The 26658-nt window shown below is 70.5% G+C and carries 21 protein-coding genes; 11 read left to right on the top strand and 10 right to left on the bottom strand.

The features are described from left to right. Positions 1-217 precede the first annotated feature (217 nt). Entirely contained in the window at positions 218-1534 is a 1317-nt protein-coding gene (locus tag OG878_RS35940) for a pectate lyase (RefSeq protein ID WP_328890643.1), read from the top strand. A gap of 126 nt (positions 1535-1660) precedes the next feature. Here the strand turns inward: OG878_RS35940 and OG878_RS35935 are convergent, their stop codons facing one another. Both OG878_RS35935 and OG878_RS35930 read right to left on the bottom strand, forming a co-directional pair. Beyond that, positions 1661-2773: an XdhC/CoxI family protein gene (locus OG878_RS35935; RefSeq protein ID WP_328890642.1), complete on the bottom strand. Its 1113-nt coding sequence runs from the start codon at positions 2771-2773 to the stop codon at positions 1661-1663. A 234-nt stretch (positions 2774-3007) separates the two neighbouring features. Beyond that, positions 3008-3307, bottom strand: a complete 300-nt coding sequence (locus tag OG878_RS35930; protein WP_328890641.1) for a DUF1876 domain-containing protein — start codon at positions 3305-3307, stop codon at positions 3008-3010. A 266-nt stretch (positions 3308-3573) separates the two neighbouring features. Between OG878_RS35930 and OG878_RS35925 the strand changes: the two genes are divergently transcribed. Continuing rightward, on the top strand, positions 3574-4407 hold the full coding sequence (locus tag OG878_RS35925) for a PP2C family protein-serine/threonine phosphatase (protein WP_328890640.1): 834 nt from the start codon (positions 3574-3576) through the stop codon (positions 4405-4407). A 66-nt stretch (positions 4408-4473) separates the two neighbouring features. Further along, entirely contained in the window at positions 4474-5475 is a 1002-nt protein-coding gene (locus OG878_RS35920; RefSeq protein ID WP_328891493.1) for an MASE1 domain-containing protein, read from the top strand. 51 nt (positions 5476-5526) lie between these two features. Here the strand turns inward: OG878_RS35920 and OG878_RS35915 are convergent, their stop codons facing one another. Beyond that, a complete protein-coding gene (locus OG878_RS35915) occupies positions 5527-6801 on the bottom strand; it encodes a D-arabinono-1,4-lactone oxidase (protein ID WP_328890639.1) in 1275 nt (424 codons plus the stop codon). 345 nt (positions 6802-7146) lie between these two features. On the opposite strand from OG878_RS35915, the gene OG878_RS35910 reads away from it, so the two are divergent. Beyond that, positions 7147-8697, top strand: coding sequence for a sugar transferase (locus OG878_RS35910; RefSeq protein WP_328890638.1), 1551 nt, complete (start codon positions 7147-7149; stop codon positions 8695-8697). A gap of 117 nt (positions 8698-8814) precedes the next feature. Here OG878_RS35910 and OG878_RS35905 read toward each other — a convergent pair whose 3' ends face one another. After that, on the bottom strand, positions 8815-9798 hold the full coding sequence (locus OG878_RS35905) for a GDP-L-fucose synthase family protein (protein ID WP_328890637.1): 984 nt from the start codon (positions 9796-9798) through the stop codon (positions 8815-8817). A gap of 114 nt (positions 9799-9912) precedes the next feature. Between OG878_RS35905 and gmd the strand changes: the two genes are divergently transcribed. The 5 genes from gmd to OG878_RS35880 are packed head-to-tail and all read left to right on the top strand — an operon-like array spanning position 9913 to position 17474. Further along, positions 9913-10926 carry a GDP-mannose 4,6-dehydratase gene (gene gmd / locus OG878_RS35900; protein ID WP_328890636.1) on the top strand — a complete coding sequence of 338 codons (1014 nt, stop codon included), beginning with the start codon at positions 9913-9915 and terminating at the stop codon, positions 10924-10926. Next, a complete protein-coding gene (locus OG878_RS35895; protein WP_328890635.1) occupies positions 10923-13712 on the top strand; it encodes a DNRLRE domain-containing protein in 2790 nt (929 codons plus the stop codon). The genes gmd and OG878_RS35895 overlap by 4 nt, the downstream gene beginning before the upstream one ends. Continuing rightward, positions 13712-15967 (top strand): LamG domain-containing protein, encoded by a 2256-nt coding sequence (locus OG878_RS35890; protein ID WP_328890634.1) that lies wholly within the window; start codon positions 13712-13714, stop codon positions 15965-15967. Before OG878_RS35895 ends, OG878_RS35890 begins: the two co-directional genes overlap by 1 nt. Next, a complete protein-coding gene (locus OG878_RS35885; RefSeq protein ID WP_328890633.1) occupies positions 15964-16650 on the top strand; it encodes a hypothetical protein in 687 nt (228 codons plus the stop codon). The genes OG878_RS35890 and OG878_RS35885 overlap by 4 nt, the downstream gene beginning before the upstream one ends. Further along, entirely contained in the window at positions 16647-17474 is an 828-nt protein-coding gene (locus OG878_RS35880) for a glycosyltransferase family 2 protein (protein ID WP_328890632.1), read from the top strand. The genes OG878_RS35885 and OG878_RS35880 overlap by 4 nt, the downstream gene beginning before the upstream one ends. A 22-nt stretch (positions 17475-17496) precedes the next feature. On the opposite strand, the gene OG878_RS35875 is transcribed toward OG878_RS35880, so the two are convergent. Further along, positions 17497-18663 (bottom strand): glycosyltransferase, encoded by a 1167-nt coding sequence (locus OG878_RS35875; protein ID WP_328890631.1) that lies wholly within the window; start codon positions 18661-18663, stop codon positions 17497-17499. 106 nt (positions 18664-18769) lie between these two features. On the opposite strand from OG878_RS35875, the gene OG878_RS35870 reads away from it, so the two are divergent. Further along, positions 18770-20284: a hypothetical protein gene (locus tag OG878_RS35870; protein WP_443049203.1), complete on the top strand. Its 1515-nt coding sequence runs from the start codon at positions 18770-18772 to the stop codon at positions 20282-20284. Here the strand turns inward: OG878_RS35870 and OG878_RS35865 are convergent. The 3 genes from OG878_RS35865 to OG878_RS35855 are packed head-to-tail and all read right to left on the bottom strand — an operon-like array spanning position 20253 to position 24447. Then, positions 20253-21497, bottom strand: coding sequence for a hypothetical protein (locus OG878_RS35865; protein WP_328890630.1), 1245 nt, complete (start codon positions 21495-21497; stop codon positions 20253-20255). The two genes, OG878_RS35870 and OG878_RS35865, sit on opposite strands and share 32 nt — an antisense overlap. Next, positions 21494-23188, bottom strand: a complete 1695-nt coding sequence (locus tag OG878_RS35860) for a lipopolysaccharide biosynthesis protein (RefSeq protein WP_328890629.1) — start codon at positions 23186-23188, stop codon at positions 21494-21496. The genes OG878_RS35865 and OG878_RS35860 overlap by 4 nt, the downstream gene beginning before the upstream one ends. Then, positions 23185-24447, bottom strand: coding sequence for a glycosyltransferase (locus OG878_RS35855; RefSeq protein WP_328890628.1), 1263 nt, complete (start codon positions 24445-24447; stop codon positions 23185-23187). The genes OG878_RS35860 and OG878_RS35855 overlap by 4 nt, the downstream gene beginning before the upstream one ends. A 213-nt stretch (positions 24448-24660) precedes the next feature. Between OG878_RS35855 and OG878_RS35850 the strand changes: the two genes are divergently transcribed. Further along, positions 24661-25110 (top strand): adenylyltransferase/cytidyltransferase family protein, encoded by a 450-nt coding sequence (locus OG878_RS35850; RefSeq protein WP_328890627.1) that lies wholly within the window; start codon positions 24661-24663, stop codon positions 25108-25110. Here OG878_RS35850 and OG878_RS35845 read toward each other — a convergent pair. Both OG878_RS35845 and OG878_RS35840 read right to left on the bottom strand, forming a co-directional pair. Further along, complete coding sequence (locus tag OG878_RS35845; protein ID WP_328890626.1) at positions 25076-25807, bottom strand: CDP-alcohol phosphatidyltransferase family protein; 732 nt, start codon at positions 25805-25807, stop codon at positions 25076-25078. The two genes, OG878_RS35850 and OG878_RS35845, sit on opposite strands and share 35 nt — an antisense overlap. A 131-nt stretch (positions 25808-25938) precedes the next feature. After that, positions 25939-26625 carry a ribonuclease H family protein gene (locus OG878_RS35840; protein ID WP_328890625.1) on the bottom strand — a complete coding sequence of 229 codons (687 nt, stop codon included), beginning with the start codon at positions 26623-26625 and terminating at the stop codon, positions 25939-25941. Positions 26626-26658: the final 33 nt, after the last annotated feature.

The raw sequence follows: 26658 nt of genomic DNA, 5'->3' as shown, positions 1-26658 counted from the left end.
CCGCACCCCGGGTGCCACGACCGATCACAGCATTGTCGGTGTTCTGCCAACTCATTGACCACCGGATCCGGTTGACGTACCGTCACCGATGTTCGCGTACAAGAACTCGGTTCAGAATACGGAACATCATTCCTGGCCGGGCGATTGCCTTTACCACCGCACCAACCACCTCATGGGTGCCTGCGGGGGACACCGCAGGCGGTGAAAGGAACACCGAGTGCGCACAGAGAAGCAGCATGCCAGAAGGCGGGGCGGTCGGGCAGCCGCCTCGTTCGTCGCGGTCGTCTCGTTGATCGCCGCGGCGCTCACCGCGCTGTTCGGCACCGGCTCGGCCGCGGCCGCGCCTGCAGCGGGCTCGTACAGCCTGTCGAACGCCGGAAGCGGACTGTGTCTGGAGGTTCCCGGCTCGGGAACCTCCGACGGAGTCCAGCTCGGCCAGAACACCTGCACCGGCGCCGCACATCAGACGTGGCGGCTCACGGCCTCCGGGAGCGGCTACACGCTGACCGCCTCGCACAGCAGCAAGTGCGCCGGAGTGCGTGGTGCCTCCACCAGCGCCGGCAAAGCCGTGGAGCAGCAGACCTGCAGCGGCGCCCCCAGTCAGGTGTGGACGCTCACTCCGGTCAGCGGCAACACCTACCAGGTCGTCAACAGCAACGGCGGCAAGTGCCTCAACACGAAGGACAGTTCGACGGCGGCCGGGGCCCTGGTCCAGCAGAACTCCTGCGACTCGGTGACGAGCAAGCGCTGGACCTTCACCGCGGCCGGCTCGGTCCCCACCGATCCTCCGACCACACCTCCCACGACGCCGCCGACCACGCCGCCCACCACACCCGGAGCGCCGCCCGCATGGCCCACCGCCAACGGCAGCCAGGCCGTGTCGGCGACCGTCCCGGTGTCCGGCACCTACGACGGAGGCCTGAAGCGCTTCTACGGCAGCGGTGACCTGGGCAGCGACGGCCAGGACGAGGACCAGCCGGCCATGTTCGAACTGGCGGACGGCGCCACGCTGCAGAACGTCATCCTCGGCGCTCCGGCCGCCGACGGCGTCCACTGCCTCGGCGCCTGCACGCTCAAGAACGTGTGGTGGGAGGACGTGGGCGAGGACGCCGCCACCTTCCTCGGCAGCTCCTCCTCGCTGGTGCGCACGGTCGACGGCGGCGGCGCGAGGCTGGCGGACGACAAGGTGTTCCAGCACAACGGCGGCGGCACCCTGATCATCAAGAACTTCCAGGTCGCGGACTTCGGCAAGCTGTACCGCTCGTGCGGCAACTGCTCCACGATGTACGGCCGGCACGTCGAGGTACAGAATGTCTGGGTCACCTCGCCGGGCGACACCATCGTCGGCATCAACACCAACTACGGTGACACGGCGCGGTTCTCCGGCATCACGATCTATGACGACGCAGATGCCGATATCGACATCTGCACCAAGTACAAGGGTGTGACGAGCGGCGAGCCGACCAAGATCGGCACTGGGGCGGATGGCACCAACTGCATCTACTCCCCCTCGGACATCACCTACGTCGACTGACGCGACCTGTTCCGTCACCTGACAGGAGGCCCGCCCCGGTTCGGCGAATTCCCGGGGCGGGCCTCTTCATTCACCGGTATGGGGACAGCCGCGGTGCATGAGTGGTTCAGCTGTCCGGTCTCCCCCTCACACGGGCTTCGGCCGTGGCCGGTGGATCGCCCCGGTGCTGTCGGCGAGCGGGGCGCCGGTGCCGCCCCAGCGCAGGGCGACGATCTCCGCCGCGATGGAGACGGCGACCTCCTCCGGGGTGCGGGCGCCGAGGTCGAGGCCGATGGGCGAGCGCAGTCGCGCCAGTTCCGGCTCTCCGAGTCCGGTCTCCCGCAGCCGTGCCAGGCGGTCGTCGTGGGTCCGGCGGCTGCCCATCACTCCGATGTACGCGGCCGGCCGGCGCAGGGCCACCTCCAGCAGCGGGACGTCGAACTTCGGGTCGTGCGTGAGGACGCACATGACGGTCCGCTCGTCGGTGTCGGTGGCGCGCAGGTAGCGGTGCGGCCAGTCGACGACCACCTCCGCTCCGGCCGGAAAGCGCCGGGGGTCGGCGAAGACCGGGCGTGCGTCGCAGACGGTTACCCGGTAGCCGAGGAACGCACCGATCCGTGCGACCGCGGCGGCGAAGTCGATCGCGCCGAAGACGAGCATGCGCGGAGGCGGGGCGAACGACTGCAGGAACACGGTCACATCGTCCTCACGCCGCTCGCCGCGCGGGCCGTAGTGGCGAAGGCCCGTTGCCCCCTGTGCCAGTTCACCGCGTGCGTCGGCGGTGACGGCCGCGTCGAGGCCGCTCGTGCCGAGCGAACCGGCCACGGTGTCCGGCCACACGGCCAGCGCGGCCCCGCGCGGGGCCGGGCCGTCGGTCACGGTGGCCATCACCACCGGACGGTGCTCGGCGACCGATGCGGCCACCTCGCCGAACGCGGGGTCGGTCGCGGCCGACACGGGGCGCACCAGCAGGGTGATCTCGCCGCCGCAGGTGAGTCCGACGGCGAAGGCGTCCTCGGCGCTGTAGCCGAAGGTGCTGAGCTGCGCCCGCCCCGTCTCGACGACCTCCGTGGCCAGGTCGAAAACGGCTCCTTCGACGCAGCCGCCGGAGACGCTGCCCGCGACTTCGCCGCCGGGGCCCACCGCCATCGCCGCCCCGGGGCCGCGCGGCGCGCTGCGGGTGACGGCGACGACCGTGGCGAGGCCGAACGGCTCCCCGGAGGCGTACCAGCGGCGCAGCGCCGGGAGGATCTCACGCATGGCGCTCAGCGTCCGCGGGCGCCTCCCGCGTGCCCGTCACCCTGTCACACCCTGACGGCCGCGGCCGGCGCCGCACCACGGGCGAGCACCCGTGCCACGTACTCGCGGTACTCGGCCGGGCGCGGGGCGGGTGCCCCGGGCGGCCTCTTCGGCGGCCCGGGCCCCGACGTGCGGATCCGTGTCCGCCCTCGGACCGGGACCCGGTCCCTGCGACATACGCATCCGCCTACGGCTTCAACTCGTCACATCCGTCCAGGCGTAGGGCTTGCTGATGGGGCCTTTCGTGGGTCCGGCCCCCACCGCCTCCATTTCGTGGTCGGCCGCTCTCATCAGCTGGCCGGCCACATCCTTCATGGCACGGCTGGCCGCGAGTTCGTCACCGATGGTGGGGATGTCCACGTCCTGCGGGTTGCAGCGGGCCACCCCATGGCCGGTGAGTTTCCCGGAGCCGGTGTCCAGCACGGCTTCGGCCTTGGTCGTGCCGTTGTCCTCGGACAGGTCGAGGTGGACGTTCCATTCGCGTGTGCGTGTCATAGCACACCTCCCTCACCCGCGTCCGGCCACGGTGCGCCGCCACGACGCGGTCCTCTACTCAGCATCCACCCGGCCGGGCCTGTCCGCGCGCTCCGGACGGGCTCCGTCACGGTGGCCCGCCCTGCGCGGAGGGCACCGCCGAAATATGATGCAGGGGGCAAGTGCCACCGAGGGCCCCACCGCAATGCCCGGCAGGCGTCCCCGATCCACCCGTGCCGTCAGGCCCTGTGGTGCGGCTCGCGAACGAATGCACCGTGGAGCGGCCCATGAACCGGCGTCGTCCTCGCCGTTCCGCCAGTGCCGAGGAGCTGCTCACCACACTGCAGAAGCTCACCGCGCGGGCGCGTCACGAGGTCCAGGTGCATCAGGCGCGGGTGGAGCTGGCCGAGGCGCTGCAACGCGAGACGCTGCCCGGCAGTCTCCCCGCGCTCCCTGGACTGCAGACCGCGGCCCGCTACTCACCGGCCCGCAGCGGTCTGAACATCGGCGGCGACTGGTACGACGGTTTCCGGCTGCCGGACGGCACGCTCGCCTTCGCCATCGGTGACGTCCAGGGCCATGACGTCGAGGCTGCCGCCTTCATGGGGCAGATCCGGATCGCCATGCGGGCGATTGCCGCCACCACCGCGGATCCGGGCCAGATCATGGCCCGGACCAACGACCTGTTGCTGTCCATCGGCTCCACGCTCCTGGCGACCTGCACATTCGTCCGGCTCGACCCGCGCGCCCGGGAGCTCCGCACCGCCCGGGCCGGTCACGTGTCTGCCATCTGGGCTGCGGTCGACGGACGGTCGGGCATCGCCCAGGACGAGGGCGGTCTGCCACTGGGTATCCAGGCGAAGCAGGAGTACCCGGTCACCCGGCACCGGCTGACCGCACCGGGGGCGTTCGTGCTCGTCACCGACGGTGTCGTCGAAGGGCGGTCGTTGCCGATCGACGAGGGACTGGAAGCGGTGATGCGGCTGGTGACGGCGCACGTGTCGGCCGCGGCCGAGCGGCTCGCCGACGAGGTGATGCGGATGGCGGAGCGCACCGGTCACGAGGACGACGCCGCCGTTCTCGTCCTGCGCCACAGCGGCTTCCCCGGCGGCGCCGGGTGAGCCGGACGTCGGGGCCGAGCGTGTCACACAGCGGCGACGCCATGGCCCCGGTGTCTGATGAGTTCTGTGATCCGCAGCCAGGAAACCAGACGCAAGGCATCCGCCGCTCTGCGCATCCTGGGCGTCGCCGCCGCCTATTACGGGGCAGGCGAGATCGGTCTGCTCAGACGGGTGACCATCCATGGCGCCACCGTGACACCGCTCTGGCCGTCGACGGGTATCGCCGTGGGCTGCCTGCTGTACCTGGGCATCGGCATCTGGCCCGGCATCACGCTCGGCTCCCTGGTCAGCAGCGCCACGCTCGCCGACTCGCTCACCCTCTCCGACTTCGGCATCGTGGCCGGCAACACCCTGGCTCCCGTCTGCTCGTACCTCATGCTCCGCAGGTTCGGGTTCCGGATCGAGCTGGACCGGCTGCGCGACGGTGTCGTCCTGGTGTTTCTCGGCGCGATGACCGGCATGCTGATCAGCGCAACGGTGGGCACCGTGCTCTTCGTACTCGACGGCAAACTGCCCGTCCGCCACTTCTGGCCGGTCTGGGCGGCGTACTGGGCGGGGGACGCCATGGGGGTGCTGGTGGTCACCCCGGTGCTGCTCGTCCTGCGCAAGGCGCGGTTGCCCCGGGCCGGCGACAGATGGCTGGAGGCGACCGCGCTCGCGGTCGCCTCCGTCGCAATCGGGCTGCTGGCCACCAGGAGCGAACTCTCTCTGTTCTACCTGGTGTTCCCGCTGCTCATCTGGGCCGCCCTGCGCTTTCAGCTGGCGGGAAGCGCGCCCGTTGCGCTGCTGGTGTCCGTCCTGGCGATCCTCTCGGGGACGGAGGGCGTGGGACCGTTCGCCGAGCACAGCCTCCTGGAGGTCATGCTCAATCTGGCGATCTTCAACGGGTCCGTGGCGCTGACCGCGCTGCTGCTGTCAGCGATCGTCACCGAGAGCATGAACGTCCGGCGCCGGATCGAGCAGGCCTGCGACGACCTGGCCGAGGTGGTGGACCAACTCGCGCCGGGCCGGTCGGCGGCCGCGTGGCCGTCGCGGTACGAGGACCGGCGCAACAGCCACGGACCGTGAGCGGGTGCAGCGTCGCGCTCTTTGCGGAAACAAAGGTAAGACCCCCGTGCGTCACTGCTCATGGTGCGGGAAGTGGCGGTCCAGAAAAGCATTTCGGAACATGCCCGTCGGGTCGTACCGGGCCATCAGCTTCTCGAACTCGGCGTACTGCCCGTACAGCGTGCGCAGCGTCTCGGGAGCGGTCGTGAACACCTTGCCCCAATGCGGCCGGGCACCGAACGGTGCCAGTGCCTCCTCGATCGCCCCCAGCACCGGAGTGACGGCCTCGGTGTCCGGCGCCCAGGTGAAGTGGAAGGCCACGGAGTCCCTTCCGCTCGCCGGGCTCAGCCACAGGTCGTCGCGGGCCACCGTGCGGATCTCGCTGACCAGCAGCAGGGGTGCGATCCGGGTCCGGATCCGGTCCAGCGCCTCGAAGGCGGCCGCGGCGTCGCGCCGCGCCACGAAGTACTCCGACTGCAACTCGTCCCCGTTGCTCGGGGTGAACTCCAGCCGGAAGTGCGGCAGGCGCTTGTGCCATGCGCCGGGAACGCCCTGTTGCCGGGTGCAGTTCTCGGCCGGCATGCCGTGGATCGGGTGGCGCGGTCCGTCCGCAAGCCGGGCGCCGAGCCACTCGTCAGGGGCCTGGAGCACCCCGGCCGCACCGACCTGCTGCTTGAGCCAGACCTGGTTGACGGGGCCGCCGCGCCAGTCGGTGAAGAGGCTGACGCTGTACGCGGCCGACATCACCTCGTCGAATCCGGCCCCGTCGGCGATCCGGGCCTGCGGTAGGTCCTCGTAGACCCACTGCTGCACGTCGAAGGCGGGCACCAGGTCCAGCGTCAGCCGGGTCACCACCCCCAGTGCGCCCAGGGCGACCACGGCTCCGGGAAAGTCCGCGTCGTCGCGGGCCAGCCGTACCGGGGATCCGTCGGCCGTGACCATCTCCAGCGCCCGGACCGCACCGGCGATCGAGCGGTTGCCCACGCCCGAACCGTGCGTTCCGGTCGCGCAGGCGCCGGCCACCGAGATGTGCGGGAGCGAACCCAGGTTGTGCAGGGCGTAGCCGTTCTCCTGGAGCGTGCCGGCGAACTCCCCGAAGCGCAGGCCCGCGCTGACGGTGACCGCCTGCGCGTCCCGGTCGATCTCGACGGTGCGGGGCAGTCCGGCCACCGACACGAGGTCGCCGGCCGTGTCGGCGACGGTGCTGAAGGAGTGCCGGGTGCCCAGCGCCCGTGCCGTCGTGGCGCCGGCGACGATCTCCTGGAGCTCGGCCTCCGAGCGGGGGGTGCGCAGCCGCTGCGCACCGAAGGTGATGTTGCCGGCCCAGTTCTTCTCCGCGGGAGTCACCGCACGTCCCTCTTTCGATCGTGGCCGGCCGTCGCCGCCCGGTGATCCATTCTCCCAGAAGAGGATGCGAAGTCCTGCAAGGCCCGGCGTGGACATGCAGGTGTGACATGTCCGCGCAGAATCCCAGCACGAAATCCCACAAATGCCACCACTCGTCCGCAGAAGCTGCGATCCAGCGCGGATCGGGACGAGTCCATGGGCTCGGCCCATGTTCTGAACTTCACGAGAACTCCAGCGAAATGGCACGTGTGTGGATATCGTGCACCGAGCGAGGGCGCATCCGTCAGTCCATGGGATCGGCGGATGCGTCCCGTTTGTGGAGATGCAACTGTGACTGGGGGGTTCATGGGGCATGTCGAGCTACCCGAATCCGACATATCAAGGCCCGCGGGACCGGCGGGGGCGCCACATCCGCGGACCGCTGCACACCGGCCTCACAGCAAGGAACTCGAACAGCTGTGGAGTGCCCCGACCGTACAGCGCGACCGCACCGACCAAGGGCGGGCACCGAAGAGAAGACCCGGGCGGCACCTGCCGCTCATCATCTGCGCCGACCTCGTCGGCCTGGGGGTTCCGGCCTGGCTCGTCCTGCGCGCCTATGAGCAGCCGCGGGCCCAACTCGCCGCGACAGTGGCCGCGTTGGCATGGTGCGGCGTCCGGGCGGTGGGTGGCCGCTACGCGGACCGTCAGCCGGGGGGCTTCAGGGGGGCGCTGACCGCTCCGGGGGACTGGCTGCTGCTCATAGGTGTGCTTGCGGTTCTCACGACCGTGTTCAGGGAGCCGGTCCAGCCGGTGACCGCGGTCGTGGCGCTGGTACCCGGCCTGCTGGTGACCTTCGTAGTGTCGACGGCACGTCAGTTCCCTTGGCCGGGACGGAAGAAGCACGTCGATCACCGCGTGCTGGTGGTCGGTGAGGCTCCGGGGGTGGAACGGGCGGTTCGGCTGCTCGGTTCCCGTTCGGACCACGCCTACACCGTGGTGGCCGTCGTACCCGTCGGGACGGCGTCACTGGACTGCGGGGCTCCGGTGCCGGGGCGGCTCGCACCCGCGCCGGCCGACGACGACGTGACGACGGTCCTGGGCGGAGCCTTCGCCCATGACGCGGACCTCGCGCTCGTCGTACCCGGACCGCAGCTCTCCGGGGAGCGGCTGCGGCATCTGTCCTGGGGGCTGCACGACGGCGGGCTCCAGTTGTCCGTGCTGTCGGACCTCTCGGAGATCGCGGCGGGCCGGGTCCGCCCGGCCTCCGCGGCCGGGCTGACGCTCCTGCACATCGTGCCGCCGCTGCGCCGCGGCCCGCAGATGGCGCTGAAGGCCACGGTGGACCGCATCGGTGCGGCGCTCGGACTCGTGCTACTGGCACCGCTGTTGCTCCTGGTCGGGGCGGCGATACGGCTCACCTCCGAGGGCCCGGTGTTCCACCGCCAGATCCGCCAGGGTCAGCACAACCGGCCGTTCACCATGTGGAAGTTCCGCACGATGGTGGAGGACGCCGAGACGCGCAAGGCGCAGCTGGCGACGGCGAACGAGAACGACGGTCCGATGTTCAAGATGCGGCGCGATCCCCGGGTGACACGGATCGGCCGGGTACTGCGCCGGACGTCGCTCGACGAGCTCCCGCAACTGTTCAATGTGGTCCGCGGCGAGATGTCACTGGTGGGTCCCCGTCCTCCTCTTCCGGAGGAGGTGTCACGGTACGACGAGCGCGAGCTCAGGCGGCTCGCGGTCCGGCCCGGACTGACCGGCCTGTGGCAGGTCAGCGGACGCTCGGACCTGTCCTGGCAGGAGACCGTCTCGCTGGACCTGTGGTACGTCGACAACTGGTCGGTGGCCACGGACCTGGGTCTCATGGCCCGCACACTGCGCGCCGTCACCGACGGCCGCGGGGCCTACTGAGAGCGGCGGGGACACCGGATGAGAGAAGTGAACCCCGGCCGGCCGTGCGGGGCCGGACGGGCGGGCGGCCGTCGCGCTGCGGCGGCCGCCCGGCCAGGGCGGACCGGGCGGAAGCCTTCAGCTCCCGTCGCGCCGATGGTCCAGCCACCAGGCGTAGGTCCGGGCGATGCCGTCGCGCAGCGCGATCTTCGGTTTGAATCCGAGAGAGGAGAGTCGGGAGACGTCCAGGAGCTTGCGGGGGGTGCCGTCGGGCTTCGACGTGTCCCAGGCGATGCGTCCCTGATAGCCCGTCACATCCTGGATGGTGGAGGCGAGTTCCCGGATCGTCAGGTCCTCACCGCAACCGATGTTGACCGGTTCGTCACCGTCGTAGCGCTCGAGGAGCAGGAGGCACGCGGCGGCAAGGTCGTCGACATGCAGGAACTCGCGCCGCGGACTGCCGGAGCCCCAGAGGGTGACCTCGGGCGCGCCGTCCCGTTGCGCCTCGTGGAAGCGGCGGATCAGGGCGGGCAGAACGTGCGAGGACTCCAGGTCGAAGTTGTCGCCTGGTCCGTAGAGATTGGTGGGCATGGCGCTGATGTACGAGGCGCCGTACTGCCGCCGGTACGACTGGGTCTGCACGATGCCGGCGATCTTGGCCAGCGCGTACGCCTCGTTGGTCGGTTCCAGCGGGCCGGTGAGCAGGGCGTTCTCGGGGATCGGCTGCGGGGCGCGCTTGGGATAGATGCAGGACGAGCCGAGGAAGAGCAGACGCTCGGTCCCGGCGGCATGCGCTCCGGCGATCACGCTCAGCTGGATACGCAGGTTGTCCTCGAGGAACTGCACCGGATACGTGCTGTTGGCCATGATCCCGCCGACCTTGGCGGCGGCCAGCACCACGGCGTCCGGGCGGATGTCGCGCAGAAAGGCCTCGGTCGGTGCCGCGTCACGCAGATCGAGCCGGTCGCGGCCGCTGGTGATCACTTCGTGGCCTTCGGCTGTGAGGCGGCGCACCACTGCCGAGCCGACGAGCCCGCGGTGTCCCGCGACGAATATGCGGGAGCCGGGTCGTAGGAGGGGGCGGTCGGATTCCTGGGGAGGGCCGGGGAGATCGGTCGTCATGGCTCGGATTGTGCCAGCAGCTGTACGCCGCGGTGATGTTTTGCCGCAGATCGCTCGAATTCCGATATTTCGGAGAACCAACAGCCTTTCAGGCGACCAAGGAAGGGGGAAGTTGTGGCGAAGACCGCACTCATCACCGGTGTGACCGGGCAGGACGGTTCGTACCTTTCGGAGCTGCTGCTCGAGAAGGGGTACACCGTGCACGGCCTCATTCGCCGCTCGTCGAGCTTCAACACCGAGCGGATCGACCACATCTACCAGGGCCCGGAGGAGGAGAACCGCTCCTTCGTCCTGCATCACGCCGATCTCGCCGACGGGGTCGCGCTGGTGAACCTGCTGCGCGACATCCAGCCCGACGAGGTGTACAACCTGGGCGCGCAGTCACATGTCCGGGTCTCGTTCGACGCGCCGCTGTACACCGGTGACATCACCGGGCTCGGCACCATCCGGCTGCTGGAAGCGGTCCGCGCCAGCGGCATCGACACCCGGATCTACCAGGCCTCGTCGTCCGAGATGTTCGGCGCCACCCCGCCGCCGCAGAACGAGACGACCCCGTTCCATCCCCGCAGTCCGTACAGCGTCGCCAAGGTCTACTCGTACTGGGCGACGGTCAACTACCGCGAGGCGTACGGCATGTTCGCGGTCAACGGGATCCTCTTCAACCATGAGTCCCCGCGCCGGGGCGAGACCTTCGTGACCCGCAAGATCACCCGTGGGGTGGCCCGGATCAAGGCCGGCCTGCAGCAGCACCTCCACCTCGGCAATCTCGATGCCGTGCGCGACTGGGGTTACGCCCCCGAGTACGTCGACGCGATGTGGCGGATGCTGCAGTGCGACTCGCCCGACGACTATGTGGTGGCCACCGGCGAAGGGGTCAGCGTCCGGGAGTTCCTGGAGTACGCCTTCGAGCATGCGGGCCTGGACTGGCACGACCACGTCCGCTACGACGCGAAGTACGAGCGCCCCAGCGAGGTCGACGCACTGATCGGGGACGCGACCAAGGCCGAGGAACTGCTGGGCTGGAAGCCCGCCGTCAAGGCACAGGAGCTGGCCAGGATCATGGTCGACGCGGACATCCGGCAACTCGCCGACCAACTCACCGGAGCAACTGTGCGGGTGGACCGATGAGCGGGCCAGGACGCCCCCGACGGAGCCGCAGTGGCGTGTTCGCCACGGTCCTCGCACTCGCCGCGGGCGTGCTCTCCGCTTCGGCCGCCAGCGCTCCCCCGGTCGCGGCGCTGACACCGCCGGTCGGCTTCACCGCCGACTCCCTCTCCACCTATCAGACCAACGGCATCGTCTGGGCGCTCGCCGAGGCGAACGGCGTGGTCTATGCAGGCGGTACCTTCGCCAATGTCCGGCCGGCGGGGTCGCCCGCGGGCAGTGGTACGACGCCCGCCGTCAACTTCGCCGCGTTCAATGCGGCCACCGGCGCGCCCACCGGCTGCTCGCTGTCGTTCACGCGCAGCAGCGGCACCGCCACGGTCCGGGCGTTCGCGCTCTCCCCCGACAAGTCCACGCTCTACGCGGGCGGTTACTTCAGCGCCGTCAACGGGACGGCCGCCAACGGCCTGGTGGCCATCAACACCGCCACCTGCACGCTCCGTTCGGGGTTCGCACCGAACTTCTCGGCGACCGTGCGGGCGCTCGACGTGGCGGCGAACGGCACGGTCTACGCCGGAGGCGACTTCCAGACCGTCAACGGCCAGCCTCGGCGCTTCTTCGGCGCCGTCACCGCCGCCGGCACGGTGACCGGGTGGAACCCGGACGCCGACGAGCCCGGCCGGACGCTCAAGGTCACGCCGGACGGGCAGAACGTCCTGATCGGCGGCGACTTCTTCACCGTCGGCGGCGCCGACTCGCACGCGCTCGCCGTGACCAGCGCTGCCTCGGGTGCGCTGACCCGGGCCTACACCGGCAGCTTCATCCCGTCGACCGCGGTGATCAAGGACATCATCACCGACACCGCCTCCGACGGCTGGTACGTCGCGGGCGAGGGCACCGGGGGCGGCTCCTTCGACGGCCGGCTCGCCATGCGGCTCGGTACGTTCGACCAGCGCTGGCGGGACACCTGCCAGGGCGCGACGCAGGCGCTGCGGGTCTACCAGGGGGTGCTCTACGCGGAAAGTCATGTTCACGACTGCTCCACCATGGGCGGCTTCCCCAACCAGGTCCGCAAGCACCTCACCGCCCAGTCCGTCGACGATCCGGCGATGCTCGGCTGGCTCCCGGACACCAATGACGGCATCGGGGAGCCGGTCGGGCCACGTGCACTGACCGTGGCGTCCCGGGACGGCCGTGACTTCCTCTGGGTGGGCGGCGAGTTCACCACGGTCAACGGTGTCGCCCAGCAGTCACTGACCCGGTTCGCCAACACGCCCGACACGGGGGCACCCGCCGCGCCCGCCGTCAGCGTGTCCGCGCCGCGGGCCGGTGAGGTACGTGTCAGCTGGCGGTCCGCTCTGGATCTGGACGACAGCCTGCTCACCTACCGGGTCTACCGCGACGGCGGTTCGGTGCCCGTGTACACGACGCAGGGGTCCTCGCTGTTCTTCAGCCGTCCGCAGCTGACGTTCACCGATACCGATGTGGTGGCCGGCCGGACGTACACGTACCGGGTGACGGCGAGCGACGGTACCAACACCAGCGCGCTCTCCGCCGCCGCCTCCGTCACCGCCGCCACCTCGGCGAGCCCCTACGCGGCGCGGGTGCTCGCGGACGGCGCCGACCTGTACTGGCGCTATGACGAGGCGGGCGGGCAGTTCGCCTCGGACGCGTCGGACAGCGACGACGGCGGCGTGTACATGAACAGCCCGACGTACCGCTCCACCCCGTCCGCCGTGGCCGGTTCGGCGGCCCTGTCCCTGAACGGCACGGACGAGTACGTGTACAGCGACCGGCTGCACCACTACACCTCACCGACGCCGTACTCCATCGAGACCTGGTTCCGGACCGGCACCACCAGCGGCGGACGGATCGTCGGGTACGGCAACAACATCGGTACGGCCCAGGGCCACACGAGCAGCATCTCCGACAAGATCGTATACATGACCAACGACGGGCGCCTCGCGTTCGGCGTCCAGGTCGGCAGCACCAACAGCCGGCCCACCCTCACCACGACGGCTTCCTACAACGACAACGCCTGGCACCATGTCGTCGCCACCCAGGGACCGTCGGGCATGCGGTTGTACGTGGACGGGGTCGCCGTCGGCTCCAACACGACCGCGGGCAACCGCTCGTACAACGGGTACTGGCGAGTGGGCGGCGACGCCATGCCGACCACCTGGCCGAACCGTCCCACCAGTACCTACTTCGCCGGGCAGGTCGACGAGACCGCGGTGTACCCGACGGCGCTGACCGCCGCCCAGGCCGCCGCGCACCACGATCTGGCGGGCACCCCGTCCGGTCCCGGCGACACCACGGTGACGCTCACGCCGAACGAGGACGCATACGTCAACAGCGTTGCGTCAAACACCAATTACAACGACAGCCAGCTCGCCTCACGGGGCACCACGGCCTATCTGAGCTATCTGCGCTTCACCGTGCCCGCAGCCCCGGCCGGGCAGGTCCTCAAGAACGCCCGGCTCACCTTCCGTACCTCGTCGGACTCGACGGCGGGGTCCTCCGAGAATCACACCGTGGTGCCGGTCACCGGCGCCTGGACCGAGTCGGCGGTCACCTACAACACCCGGCCGTCGCTCTCCTCGACGGTGCTGGGGACCATCTCCGGCGCGGCCTCGGTCTCCACCGACTACTCGGTGGAGCTGAACGCGTCGGCACTGGGCGGAGCCCTCGGCTCCGCCTACTCACTCGCCCTGACCAACAGCGGGACGGACAGTCTCCGCATCTGGTCGAGCGAGGTATCAACGGCGGCCTACCGGCCGCAGCTCGTTCTCACCTTCGGAGCTGAATGATGAACGGAAGTACGGGGCGCAGACCCGTGGGACGTGGCCGGGTGCGTGCCGCGGCCGCCGCGCTCTGCCTGCTCGCCGGAGCCCTTGCCGCGACCGCGGCCGGGGCCTCCCCGGCGGCGGCTCTCACGCCACCGGTCTCCCTCACCGCGGACGACCTCTCCACCTGGCAGACGAACGGCATCGTCTGGTCGATGGCGGCCTCGGCGAACGGAGTCGTGTACGCCGGCGGCACCTTCTCCACCGTCCGGCCACCGGATGCGGCGGCCGGCACATCCGAACAGCCCGCGGTCAACTTCGCCGCGTTCAACGCCGCCACCGGCGCACCGACCGGCTGCAGCCTCTCCTTCACGATGACCTCCGGGACGGCGACCGTACGGGCGCTGGCCCTCTCCCCCGACGAGCAGACGCTCTACGCGGGCGGACAGTTCGGCGCGGTGAACGGCGTGGGGGTGAGCAATATCGCCGCGATCGACACGGCGACCTGCACCCCGCGCCAGGACTTCAAGGTCTCCGTCTCCGCGACCGTACGGGCGCTGTCCGTCACCGATGACACCGTCTATCTCGGCGGCGACTTCAACACGGTGGCGGGACAGACCCGGAACATGTTCGCCGCGGTCACCACCGACGCCCAGCTGAAGCCGTGGACGGCCAACACGGACGAGGTGGGCCGCGCCGTGCAGGTGACGCCGGACGGGCAGCACGTGGCGATCGGCGGTGACTTCTTCACCGTCAACGGCACCACCTCGCACGCCCTCGCCGTCGTGGACGCCACCACGGGTGCGGTCACCAAGAGCTACCCGGGGTTCATCCCGAACACCTCCACGGTGCAGGACCTGACCACGGACGCCACCGGTCTGTACACCGCCAACGAGGGCACCGGAGGCGGGGTCTTCGACGGCCGGATCGCCCTGAACCTCAGCACCTTCGAGCAGCGGTGGCGGGACACCTGCCTAGGGGCGACCCAGGCCATCCTGGTCCATGACGGGGTGCTGTACAGCGGCAGTCACGCGCACGACTGCTCCAGCATGGGCGAGTTCCCCGACCAGCCGCGCAAGCACCTGCTCGCCCAGTCGGTGGACGACCCCAAGCTGCTGCCGTGGTTCCCGGACACGAACGACGGCATCGGTGAGCCGGTCGGACCGCGGGTGATGGCTCAGACCGATCTGGGCGGGCATCACTACCTGTGGGTCGGCGGCGAGTTCACCACGGTCAACGGCTCCGCCCAGCAGAGCCTGACCCGGTTCGCCGACGGCCCGGACACCGGGGCGCCGTGGGTGCCCAACGTCAGCGTGTCCACGGTCGCTCCGGACAAGGTCGAGGTGAACTGGCAGACCAGCTTCGACACCGACGACGGGGAGCTCACGTACCGGATCTACAAGGACGGTGCGAGCACCCCCGTGTACACGACGACGGGGTCCTCGGTGTTCTGGGACCGGCCGCAGCTGAGGTGGACCGACACCGACGTGGCTCCGGGCGAGACGCACACGTACCGGATCAGCGCGGGCGACGGCACCAACACCAGCGCCAAGTCCCCCGCGCAGACGGCCACCGTGGCCTCCGCCGCGGAGGCCTACCCCGCCCGCGTGATCGCCGACGGGGCGTCGCTGTACTGGCGGTACGACGAGGGCACATCGACGTTCGCCGCCGACTCCGGAACCGGTCTGGACAACGGCTTCCTGCGCAACGCCCCGGCCTACCGGCAGACTCCGGCGGCGGTCGCCGGTCCGTCGACCGCGATCGGCTTCAACGGCTCCACCCAGTACGCGTACAGCAACAAGCGGCACTCGCAGCCGACCACCTTCTCGGTGGAGACCTGGATCAAGACCACGACCACCAGGGGCGGAAAGATCGTCGGCTTCGGCAACCTGACGATGCAGAACAGCAGCCAGTACGACAAGCATGTGTACATGCGCAATGACGGGCGGCTGATGTTCGGGGTCTACAGCGGCGGCACCCGGACCGTCACGACCACCGGGGCCTACAACGACGGCGCCTGGCACCATGTCGTCGCCACGCAGGGCAGCGGGGGCATGGCGCTGTACGTGGACGGGCAGCTGCGTGCGTCCAACTTCCTGTACACCGGGAACGAGAGCTACAGCGGGTACTGGCGGGTCGGCGGGGACAACCTGTCGAGCTGGCCGAACCGTCCGACGAGCGACTTCTTCGCCGGGCAGATCGACGAGACCGCCGTGTACCCGACCGCGCTCAGCGGTTCCACGATCAGTGCCCACTACGCCCTGAGGACCGGTGGATGAGGTATCCGTTCCTGGCCGGCGCCGCCGTCGTGGTACTGACGGCGGCGCTGGCCGCGTGTGGCTCGTCCTCCGACGGGGACCAGCCGGAGGCGGGCAGCGCGAAGCCGTCGGCCACCGGCGCCCCCGTCGCGGGGCCGGCGGCCGGGCCCGACGCCCCGGCCGGTCCGTCCTCCACGACGACGAGCGAACCGCCGAAGCTGCCCACCGACCAGCTCACCCCGGCCACCGGCTCCTTCACGAAGAAGCAGAAGGAGTACCTGGTGAACCGGGTCCCGAAGGGAATGGACCCGGCAGCCGTCCTGCAGACCGGCCAGGAGACCTGCGACAAGCTGTCGTACCTGGTCAAGGTCGACAAGGACACCGCTGTCGCGGGGATCGTCACCGGCGAGGTCACCGGTGCGGAGCCCGCCGTCGCCCATCTGTGTACCGAGCACAGGGACCTGGTGGCACGGGCCGCCCTCGGCTACGCCGACGGCACTCACAAGAGCCCGCGGCCGGGCCGCTACTACGCCGTCACCCCCACCAAGAGCTGCACCTGGCAGATCACCGGGGCAGGTGGCAAGAGCCTGGCTTCGGGCACGTCCGACAGCGGGAAGCGGGTGGCGATCACCGTCGCGCAGACAGCCCGTGCGTTCACGTCCACGGGCTGCTACGCCTGGCTGCCGGAAGGAGACAACGGATGAACAAGCTGCCGATAGCCGTGGCGATCCCCACGAAGAACGAGGCCCTCAACATCGCCGAGGCGGTGAAATCGGTCCTCGGCCACTTCGAGGCGGTCGTCGTCGTCGACTCGCACAGCACGGACGAAACGGCGAAGATCGCCGAGGAGTGCGGGGCCGAGGTGGTCACGTACACCTGGGACGGCGGTCATCCGCGGAAGAAGCAGTGGTGCCTGGACCACGTCCGCACGGACCTGGACTGGATCCTGCTGCTCGACGGCGACGAGCGGCTCAGCCCCGGTCTGCTGGCGGAGCTGCGGGAGATCTTCGCCGATCCCGGTGCGCCGAAGCCTGCGGCGTACGACATACCGCTGGGCTACTGGTTCTCGGGCCGGCGGCTGCGCCACGGGTACACCATCCGGAAGCGGTCGCTGACCGACCGGACGCGGTGCCACTACCCGGAGGTGGGTGATCTCGCGGCGCCCGGCATCGGCGAGGTGGAAGGGCACTATCAGCCGGTCGCCCCGACGGCCGGTACGCTCCGCAACCCGATCGAGCACCAGGACCTCGACCCGGTGTCCGCGTGGTTCGAGCGGCACAACCGCTACTCGGACTGGGAGGCGTGGCTGGAGCACCATCCTGACGTCAAGGAGCAGGTCAGGAAGGTGAAGTCGCGCCAGGGACAGCTGTTCCACAAGGCGCCGTTCAAGCCGCTGGTGTCGTTCGCGTACATGTACGTGTACCGGCGGGGGTTCCTCGACGGGCGGGCGGGCTTCGACTTCGCCTTGGCGATGAGCTTCTACCGGTGGCAGATCGCGCTCAAGTCCCGTGAGGGCACCGTGGGATGACCCGCCCGCACCGTCTTCGGTGTCAACGGGCTGCGGCCTTCCGGCGGACCACGTCCTCATAGGTCCGCCGGAGGGTCTGCGTCACGGCCTCGATGGTGAAATGGTCATTGACCAGCCGCCACGCGGCCTGCCCCGCCTCGGTGTTGGCCTCGGGCTCCAGGAGCTCGAGGATCGCCTGCGCGACCTTCTGCGCATTGGCTCCGTCGTCCCCGACCCGGCTGTCGATCACCCGCCCCGCCCCGGCCTCCGCGACATCGGGGGCCAGTCCGCAGGTACGGGTGATGACCGCAGGGGTGCCGACCGACATCGCTTCGAGGACCGAGACCCCGAGGGGTTCCTCGATCGACGGCAGGACGTACACATCGGCTTCCCGTCCGGCGGCGAGCACCTCTTCGTGACCGAGTGGTCCGACATGGTCGAGCGACTCCAGCACCCCGAGCTTCGCGGCGAGTTCCAGCGTTCCGGGGAGAGCTCCCGTGTCGGGTCCTGCCAGGACGAACCGGGCGTCCGGGTACTTCGCGAGGACCGCGGGCATCGCGGCGACGAAGTCCTCCGGGCGCTTGCGCTCCTGGATCCTGGCCAGGAAGAGCACCGTCGGCGGCCGCCCGGGGTCCCGGGCGGGCTTGCGTTCCTGCGGGCGGACTCCGTTGACCAGCCGCACGGTACGGGTGAGCGTCACCGGAGCGGCCACGGCATTCACGTCGCGGCGCTCCATCTCGGTCAGATGCAGCACCGCGTCGGCACCACGCAGCACCTTGCGTACGCCGAGCAGATCGGTCAGCTGGGCGACGCGCTTCTCGGTCGGGTCCACCATGCCGTGCGTCTGGACGACCAACGGCCTGCGCAGCGCCAGCGCGAGCAGAGCGGCCGGCAGGGTCACCAGATCGCGCATCAGGTGCACATGGACGAGATCGGCCCCCCGCATCATGCGCCGGGCCGCCAGCAGCAGCGCGCCCGAGGTGATGCCGCTGACCTCGAACATCGGCAGCAGATGGCGGGCCCGGAAGAGGTGGGCGGGCACGCCCTCGACCTCGCCCGGCAGCCCGTCGTCGAACCCGTCCCCGAGCGCCATGATCCGGGCGTCGTCGCCGTGGGCCCGCTGGACCTTCGACAGGTTGAGCGCCACCCGGGTCGGACCGCCGAACGCATGGTCCGGTGTGTGCAACGTGACAATGTGCAGGATCTTCACCAGGGTTCCCCTCGACCTCGGCCCACTCTTCACAGAGTAGTCATCCTGATCACCCCAAGTGGGTTGATTCGTTAGAGTGTTCACCGGTCCACGGAACGGGGGGCGCATGACGTCCGTGCACGAGACGGCGACGCCCGTACCCATGCGGCGGGGCGGCCGGGGTGAGCAGGTCCAGCCGCCCGCGAGGCCGATGTCCTGGGCGATGCTCTCGCGGGCGCTGGCCGTGCCCCTCATTCTGGGGCTGGTCTGCTTCCTGCCCGCGGTGATCGCCGCCCAGCCGGGCACAGGCGTCCGGGACAACGCGTACTGGCTACAGCTCGTGCTGACCTGCTACGCGGGGGCACGGCTGGCCACGATGATCCTGTCCACCGGACGGCGGCTCCTGCAGGGCGTCTTCTGGATGTTCGTGTACATCGCCATGGGGGTGGCGCCGTTCGCCCAGGCGGTCATCGGGCAGACCCCGACGCCCATGGTGGGGCCCCGGTCCGACCTGGTGACGGCGATCTCGCTGATCCTGGTGGGCTGCGCGGCCTTCGACCTCGGGGCGCTGCTCGCGTCCCGGCGGCCACTGCGCCGTCGCTCAACGGCGCGCAGCACCGGCGGTCCCGCCACCGCGAACCGGATCCGGCTCCGGCTGCTGGTGCTGCTGGCGTTCGCGGCGAGCGGTTACTACATCCTGAAGCTGGGCGGGCCCGCCATCTTCTTCACCAGCCGCCAGGAGATCAGCGCCTCGGTCGCGGTGAGTTCGGTCGCCACATCCGAGTCCAATGTGGGTTCGGCCTTCCTCAAGGGCTTCGGCACGGTCCCCGCGCTGCTGGCGCTGCTGTTCTACACCCGTCGTCTGGTGACCTCGCGGCGGGCCCGGCGCTCTCCCTCGACGGTCCTGGTCTGGATCGCCCTGGCGATCCTCAACGTGATCGTCAACAACCCGGTCTCCAACGCTCGTTACTGGTTCCTTACGGTGCTGGTCTCGTTGCTGTTCACCGCGTTCCCGAGCAGCGCCGCGATGTACCGGTCGGTGCTCGCGATGGGGGTGGTGGGGGCGCTGGTGCTGTTCCCGTACGCGGACCGGTTCCGGTACGACAGCGCGGGGTACCACCCGGTGCAGTCGTCGTCGGTCTTCGAACCGCTGGCGACGAAGGACTACGACCAGACGGTGATGTTCGCCAACACCATCTCCTGGGTCGGCACCCGTGACCACACCTACGGCCGCCAGCTCGCGGGCTCAGCGCTGTTCTTCGTGCCACGGGCGGTGTGGAGCGGCAAACCGGAGGACACCGGGGTCCGGGTCGGCCAGTGGATGGGGATGAACATGACGAACCTCTCCGCCCCGCTGTGGACCGAGCTCTGGGTGGATTTCGGTGCGCCGGGGATGATCGGCGGTCTGGCGCTGATCGGGTACGCCGCCGCGCGCACCGACCGCCGTTACGCGCGCGCGGTCTCCCGGGACGGCCCTGGGCCGGGCAGTGTGCTGGCGATCGCGGCGCCGCTGATCGCCGGGTACGCCTTCATCCTGCTGCGTGGACCGCTGCTGCAGTCCGTCGGGAAGCTGGCCATCGGGGCCCTGTGTCTGCTGCTGGTCACGAGCTTCAGTGGCCGGAGCGGACGGCGGGCACGCTGACCGGTGTGCGCTCAGGTGCGCTGCGGCGGCGCAGCCGGGCCACCCGGATCCAGGTCGCGGCCGCCTTGCAGGCGGACCCCAGGCAGAGGCCCCAGGCTGCGCCGGGGACGCCGCCGAGTACGTAGCCACCGGCCAGAAAGGCGACGGCGGCGAGCGAGAACACCACCTGAATGGTGAGGGTGGTGCGCGGGTCGAGCATGCGCAGGGCCAGCAGACCGCAGGTGCCCACGGCCATCGCCGTGTACTGGCTGCCGGTCGCCGGCAGCAGGGCCGAGGCGGCAGGCCAGGTGTCACCGAGCAGATGGCGGCCCACCCCGTCGGGCAGCAGTGCGAGCGCGGTGGCCCAGGCTGCCGCGGTCACCGCCAGAGCCGCGGACAGGCCTGCGGTGGCGCGTATCCGCCGCCGCTCGGAGGCAAGCCGTCCGAGCAGCGGCGGGCCGAAGCTGGTGGCGGAGGTGAACAGCACGTTGAGCGGCCCGAAGAGTGTGGTCGCGCCGCGCAACGCCCCCACCACCAGCGGGTTGCCGAACACGCCGAGGCCCAGGACGGAGAGCTGACTGGTCGCGTTCCCCACGCCGAATTCGACGACGAACCGCTGCCCGAGGTGTCCTCGCCTCATCAGGACCCGCAACTGCACTGGAGCGTCCGCGACTTGCCGGCGCATCAGGGCTGCGGACAGCAGGAGGGCGGGCAGGGCGGAGAGACCCCAGACGGCGACGAGCCGCGCTGCCGAGGCGCCGTGCGGCTGGACGGCCAGGGTGCCCAGCACGCACACCAGCCTCAGCACGTCGGATGCCAGCGCCAGGTGCGGCAGATGCAGGGTGGAGAAGGCGTATCGCATGGCGTCCTGCCCGAGGACGACGGGCAGGACGAGACCGAGCATCAGCAGAGCGCGGGCGGTCTCTCCGGGCACGAACAGACAGACCGCGGCGAGGAGCACGCCCAGCACCGACGCGACGAGCAGGGTGAAGGCGACCGCCGACCGGCAGGCGCTGCGCACCTCGTCGCGCTCGCCGCGCCTCAGCACGAGCGGCTGCCCGGTGTAGGCGCCGGAGATGCCCAGCAGCACCGTGAAGACGAGATAGACCGCGGAGAAGCGGGCGAAACCGTCGACGGTGGACAGCCGGGCGGCGGCCACCAGCACCAGGATGTTGGTGAGGGCCGCCACCCCTTGGTCCGCGACGGAGCTGACGATCGCGGTGCGTGCCTTCACCTGCGGGATGCGGGGGTGTCGAAGGTACGCAGGCCCAGTGTCTCGGTGGGGTCGCCGGTGTGTTCCGGGCCCTCGGATCCGCCGCGGCCGGCCTGGCCGTCGTTGCCCGGCCCGCCCTCGCCGCTGCGACGCCGGCCGGCCTTCTTCTTCCGGGACCTGCGCTCCAACCGGCTCCGGCCCGGGTGCAGCAGAGTACCCAGTACGGTGCCTCCGGCCGCCCCGATGATCTCGCGGATCCGCTCCAGGTCGCTGCGGTGGACCTCGCGCGGATCGCAGACCACGACGACGCCCTCGACGCGGTCGATCAGCGCGACGGCGTCGGCGTACGACAGCACGGGCGGGGCGAGCACGATGACCACGGCGCCGGGCCGGTCGGCCCCGGCGACGATGCGGCCGACCGGCGCCGAGGTCAGCGCCCGCGGCACGTTCTCGACCCGACGGCCGGCGACCAGCGTGAAGGCACCGGAGCCGGGTACGTCCACGTTGGTGCGGCTGTCCGACGGCCATGCGCGGTCGTCGCCCTCGGCGGCCCAGCGGGGCCGGCCCTGCACGGCCGGACCGAGGTCCCGGGCCAGGGCCGGCGTGCGCAGATCGGCCTCGACGAGGAGCACGTCACGGCCCATCTCGGCGAAGGCGGCGGCCAGGTTGACCGCCGCGGCGGCGGCCGCCTCGTTGTCCCCGCGCGGGGCGGTGACGAGGACGCGGCGGCGCTCCTCGAACGACGGGTCGTAGGCGAGCCGGAATGCCACGGCCCGGTACTCCTCGGCCAGCCGGCTGCCACTGCGGCCGATGGCCAGCAGCACGTCGGCCGAGCCGCGTTCCCTGGGCAGGGTGCCGAGCAGCGGGGCGCCGAGCGAGCGGACCAGTTCACGGGTGGAGCGGACCGCCGGGTCGAAGACGAGGCGCACCCAGGACAGCAGCAGACCGAGCGCGAGCCCGACGACGCCACCGAGCCCGAGCAGCAGGGGCAGTCCCGCCCCGCTGGGCTTCTCCGGTGCCACGGGCTTCTTGTTCAGATAGCCGGGGGTGGTGTCGAGAGCGCGCAACTCCGATATCTTGCGGCTCAGTTCGGAGATCGCGACGACCAGGTTGGCCCGGGCGCTGGTCACGTCGTCGCCGCTGGTTCCGGCCGATGCGGCCAGCTTGTCGCGCTGCTCGGTGAGCGGCTTCAGCTGGGCCCGGTAGCCGTCGACCATGTTGTCGATGCTGTTCTCGGTGCGCTCACGGCGAATCTCCAGATAGGCGTCGGCAAGTGCCTCGGCCCGCTGTTTGGCGAGCGCGGGGGTGCGGCCGGTGTAGGAGAACCGCAGGACGAGCGTGTTCGGCGGGTTGGTGACCTGGAGACCGGTCAGCAGCTTCCCGACCTCCACCCGGTCGCCCCCACCGGCCAGGGACTTCGCTGCGATGGTGCCCACGGCGTCGCTGACGGCGGTCTGCCGCTCGGAGCCGATGTTGATCCCCTTGTCCGCGGAGGCGCCGGTGGCGAAGGGGTCGGAAGTGGCGTTGCGCACGAACACCTCGCCGGTGGCGGTGTAGCTCGCCTCGCCGCTGAGCGCGAGCCAGCCGCCGCCGAGCAGACCGAGGACCACGCCGGTGGCGAGGAGCGCCCGGTAGCGCAGGAGCTGTCTGAACTGATCGCGCAGCAGCGCGGGTTCGTCCTGGTCCTCCAGGGCGCGGATCGGATGTGTCATCGGCGTGTTCTCCCTTGCGCGTCGTCGAGGACCTCGGTGAGCAGTGCGTCGAACCGGGCGAGGCCCGCTTCGCGGCTGAGGTGACGTGCGACGTACTCCGGTCCGCGGGCGCCCAGCGCGTCCGCCTCGGCCGGCCCGTCGACGAGTTTGCGTACGGCTGCCAGCAGTGCGCCGGGGTCCTCGGGTGCGACGAGGACCCCGGCGCCCGAGCGGCGCACCTCCTGGGCGGTGCCCCCTTCGTCGGCCACGGAGGCGACGACGGGACGGCCGGAGACGAAGTACGAGGTGAGTTTGGACGGGACGCTCATGTCGAGCACGGACGCACGCTGCGTCACCGCGAGCACGTCTGCCGCGGCGAGCACGTCGGTGAACTCGTCGGCGTCGGCGGGCGGCAGGATGTCGAGGTTCGGCAGGCCCGCCGCGCGGGCGCGCAGCGCATCGCGCTGGTTGCCGTCGCCCATCAGCACGATGCGCATCTCCGGGGCCAGCCGGGCGGCGTCGACGAGGACTTCGAGGCCCTGTTTGAGTCCCATGTTCCCGGAGTGCAGCACCACCGGCGTCCCTTCGCGCCAGCCGAGCCGGGCCCGGGTGGCGGCGCGTACGGCCGAAGGGCCTTCCACATGTGTCCAGTTGGGAACCAGCCGGATGCGGGACGGGTCCACGCCGTAGGCGGTGACCCGGGGGACGAAGCTCTCGTGGATGACTCCGACGAGGGCAGCGGCTCGCAGCGCGTACCGTTCGGCCCGCGCGGCGACGGCCGCCGCCCGGCCCCCGCCCCGGATGCCGCTCTGCGCGGCGGCGGCGCCCATCAGGTCCTGTACGACGGGTATGTAGGGGACCCGGTGGCGGCGGGCCAGTCGGGCACCGATGACACCGCCCGCCAGGCTCGGCAGCTGCGATATCACCGCGTCGGGCCGCACCCCCGGTGGTGCGAGCAGGCCGTGGGCGAGGACCGTGGCCTCGAACGCGCCCCTGCGCAGGGCGGTCTGACGAGGCGGCACATAGTGTCTTCGCCGGTGGACGGTCACACCGGCACGGCTCTCAGCGGTCCGCCACACGCCCCGGTATGCGGCCTCGGTACGCCAGGAGGGGTAGTGCGGCATCCCGGTCAGCACGTGCGTGTCGGCCCCTGAGGCCGCCCAGTGCTCGGCGAGCTGAGCCGCGTACGGACCGATGCCGGTCAGCTCCGGCGCATAGTTGGTCGAGACCACGAGAAGCCTGCGGTGCTCGAACGACTTGTGGTGATCAGCATCGGACATCGGACGATCGCCTTCCCCCTGGTACACCCTCTGCTCCCTTCAAGGAACAGCCCCAAAAGTGAGCTTATCCGTTCACGTGATGCGCAAGTGGTCTTCACAGTAAGGTCATTGCACCATCAACACCGATACCGATATCCCGCAGGACCGGATGCCATGTCCGGACACCTGCATCCGGGACACGGACATCACGTTCACCGTGGGGGGAGAGAACGGATGGTGCACAGAGTCGGCTACGCGCCGGGGGTCTACGACCTGTTCCACGTAGGACACCTGAACATCCTGCGGCACGCCCGCAGCCAGTGCGACTACCTGGTGGCGGGGGTGGTCTCGGACGAGATGGCCGCGCTCGCCAAGGGCCACAAGCCGGTGATTCCACTGCCGGAGCGGCTGGAGATCGTACGCAGCGTGCGCTACGTGGACGCGGCGTTCGTCGAGACCGTGCCCGACAAGGTCGAGACCTGGCAACAGGTCAGGTTCGACGTCATCTTCAAGGGGGACGACTGGCGGGGCACGGAGAAGGGGAAGCGACTGGAGCGCGACTTCGCGGAGGTCGGCGTGGAGGTGGTCTACTTCCCGTACACCGTGCACACGTCCAGCACCCAGCTGCGCCGGGCGCTGGACACGCTCGTCAGCCCGCAGTCCGGAGCGCTTTCAGTTCCCTGAACCACTTGCCGAGAAACGCCACCAGAAACAGCGTGTGCACGGCGGCGAGCACGGCGTAGCCGGCACGGAACGCCGTCTCGTCACCGAACAGCAGGAACACCAGGCAGAACACCCCGTAGTCCGCGGGAAGCAGGGCCACGGCCCGCACCCGGGACACCGGAGCCGTGGCACTGCCGGCCGGCGCGGGGCGGGCGGCGGCCTTGCCGAGCTGTTCGCGCAGCAGACCGGCGCAGAAGGTGAGTACGGCGACGAACAGGAAGCCCAGCGGCAGCAGCAGCCAGCCGTCACCGGGCAGTTCGAAGAACCGGTGGAACGAGATCAGCACGGCGGTGTGCACGAGAATCATCTTGGCGCAGTCCACGACATGGTCCAGCCACTCGCCGTCGGGCCCGCCCCGTCCGGTCAGCCGGGCGAGCTGCCCGTCGGCCGAGTCGAAGGCGAAGCCGACGGCCAGAGCCGCGTAGACGGCGACCGCGAGCCCCCAGGACGGGCGGACCAGCGCCACCGACGCGAGAGCGGCGAAGGTGAACGCCGCACTGATCAGCGTGACTTGATTGGGTGTCAGTCCGCACCGATAGGCGCCCGCCGCGAGCACCCGCCCGGCCGGGCGGTTCACGTACCGCGAGTAGAGCGACACACCCTTGGCGGTCTTCTGTGCGCCACGCAGTTCGCGCAGCACCGTGCCTGTGGATTCCATACGCCCCCCAGCGTCCAGCCGTTCCCGCAGCGCCGGCGGAGCACCGCGGACGCTGCGGTCGGAGCCGCATCATGGCATGGAGAGCCACCGCCGTGCGGCCACTCCCGGGGTCGGACCGGCGGACAGCCGTCTCAGGCGGGCGCGGACCGGCACTCGGGGTGGCCCCAGCCGTTCGGGTTCTTGGCGATCATGTCCTTGGCCGCGTAGGGCTTTCCGCAGTGGCATCGCCCGGCGAACCTGGCCCGGATGGTGGCCACGGCGCGTGGTGCACCAGTCGCGTTCTTCGCCGCGTCACCACCGCCGCTCCGGCTCCCGGACGCCCTGGAAGGAGCGGGCGTCGGCAGCGGGGAGCCCTGCAGGGTACCGGCCGCCTGCTGCGTCACGGCAGCCTCGCTGGCCGCCTGGTCGGCCAGGGCGTTGAGCGGGTCCCCATCCACCTGGTGGGCGGGCACGTAGACGAAGTTCACGGTCCGGCCGCTGAGCAACGCGTCGATGCGGGTCACCAGATCGCGGTTGGCCACGGGCTTGCCGGCCGAGGTCTTCCAGCCGTTGCGTTTCCACCCCGGAAGCCATTTCGTCACCGCGTTCATCGCGTACTGCGAATCCATCCGCACCTCGATCGCCGCACCCGGGTCGGTGGACTCCAGCAGCTCCTGGAGCGCGGTGAGTTCGGCGATGTTGTTGGTGGCGGTGCCCAGCGGCCCCGCCTCCCAACGCTCGGGCCGCCCCTGTGCATCGGCCACGACCCACGCCCAGGCCGCAGGCCCCGGATTTCCCTTCGATGCCCCGTCACACGCGGCGATCATGCGCTCGTTCATGCCCTCGATCATGCCAGCGCCAGGAGCGCCGGC

It is taken from the genome of Streptomyces sp. NBC_00316 (assembly GCF_036158715.1).
Lineage (GTDB): Bacteria > Actinomycetota > Actinomycetes > Streptomycetales > Streptomycetaceae > Streptomyces.
This window is presented reverse-complemented; position numbering and strand designations above follow the sequence as displayed.

Coding starts and splice junctions, on each gene's coding strand:
- OG878_RS35845 (WP_328890626.1), bottom strand. CDS start 25,807: ATGGAATCCACAGGCACGGTGCTGCGCGAACTGCGTGGCGCACAGAAG.
- OG878_RS35930 (WP_328890641.1), bottom strand. CDS start 3,307: ATGACACGCACACGCGAATGGAACGTCCACCTCGACCTGTCCGAGGAC.
- OG878_RS35895 (WP_328890635.1), top strand. CDS start 10,923: ATGAGCGGGCCAGGACGCCCCCGACGGAGCCGCAGTGGCGTGTTCGCC.
- OG878_RS35910 (WP_328890638.1), top strand. CDS start 7,147: ATGGGGCATGTCGAGCTACCCGAATCCGACATATCAAGGCCCGCGGGA.
- OG878_RS35880 (WP_328890632.1), top strand. CDS start 16,647: ATGAACAAGCTGCCGATAGCCGTGGCGATCCCCACGAAGAACGAGGCC.
- OG878_RS35860 (WP_328890629.1), bottom strand. CDS start 23,188: ATGACACATCCGATCCGCGCCCTGGAGGACCAGGACGAACCCGCGCTG.
- OG878_RS35890 (WP_328890634.1), top strand. CDS start 13,712: ATGAACGGAAGTACGGGGCGCAGACCCGTGGGACGTGGCCGGGTGCGT.
- OG878_RS35850 (WP_328890627.1), top strand. CDS start 24,661: ATGGTGCACAGAGTCGGCTACGCGCCGGGGGTCTACGACCTGTTCCAC.
- OG878_RS35885 (WP_328890633.1), top strand. CDS start 15,964: ATGAGGTATCCGTTCCTGGCCGGCGCCGCCGTCGTGGTACTGACGGCG.
- OG878_RS35925 (WP_328890640.1), top strand. CDS start 3,574: ATGAACCGGCGTCGTCCTCGCCGTTCCGCCAGTGCCGAGGAGCTGCTC.
- OG878_RS35935 (WP_328890642.1), bottom strand. CDS start 2,773: ATGCGTGAGATCCTCCCGGCGCTGCGCCGCTGGTACGCCTCCGGGGAG.
- OG878_RS35855 (WP_328890628.1), bottom strand. CDS start 24,447: ATGTCCGATGCTGATCACCACAAGTCGTTCGAGCACCGCAGGCTTCTC.
- OG878_RS35840 (WP_328890625.1), bottom strand. CDS start 26,625: ATGAACGAGCGCATGATCGCCGCGTGTGACGGGGCATCGAAGGGAAAT.
- OG878_RS35905 (WP_328890637.1), bottom strand. CDS start 9,798: ATGACGACCGATCTCCCCGGCCCTCCCCAGGAATCCGACCGCCCCCTC.
- OG878_RS35870 (WP_443049203.1), top strand. CDS start 18,770: ATGACGTCCGTGCACGAGACGGCGACGCCCGTACCCATGCGGCGGGGC.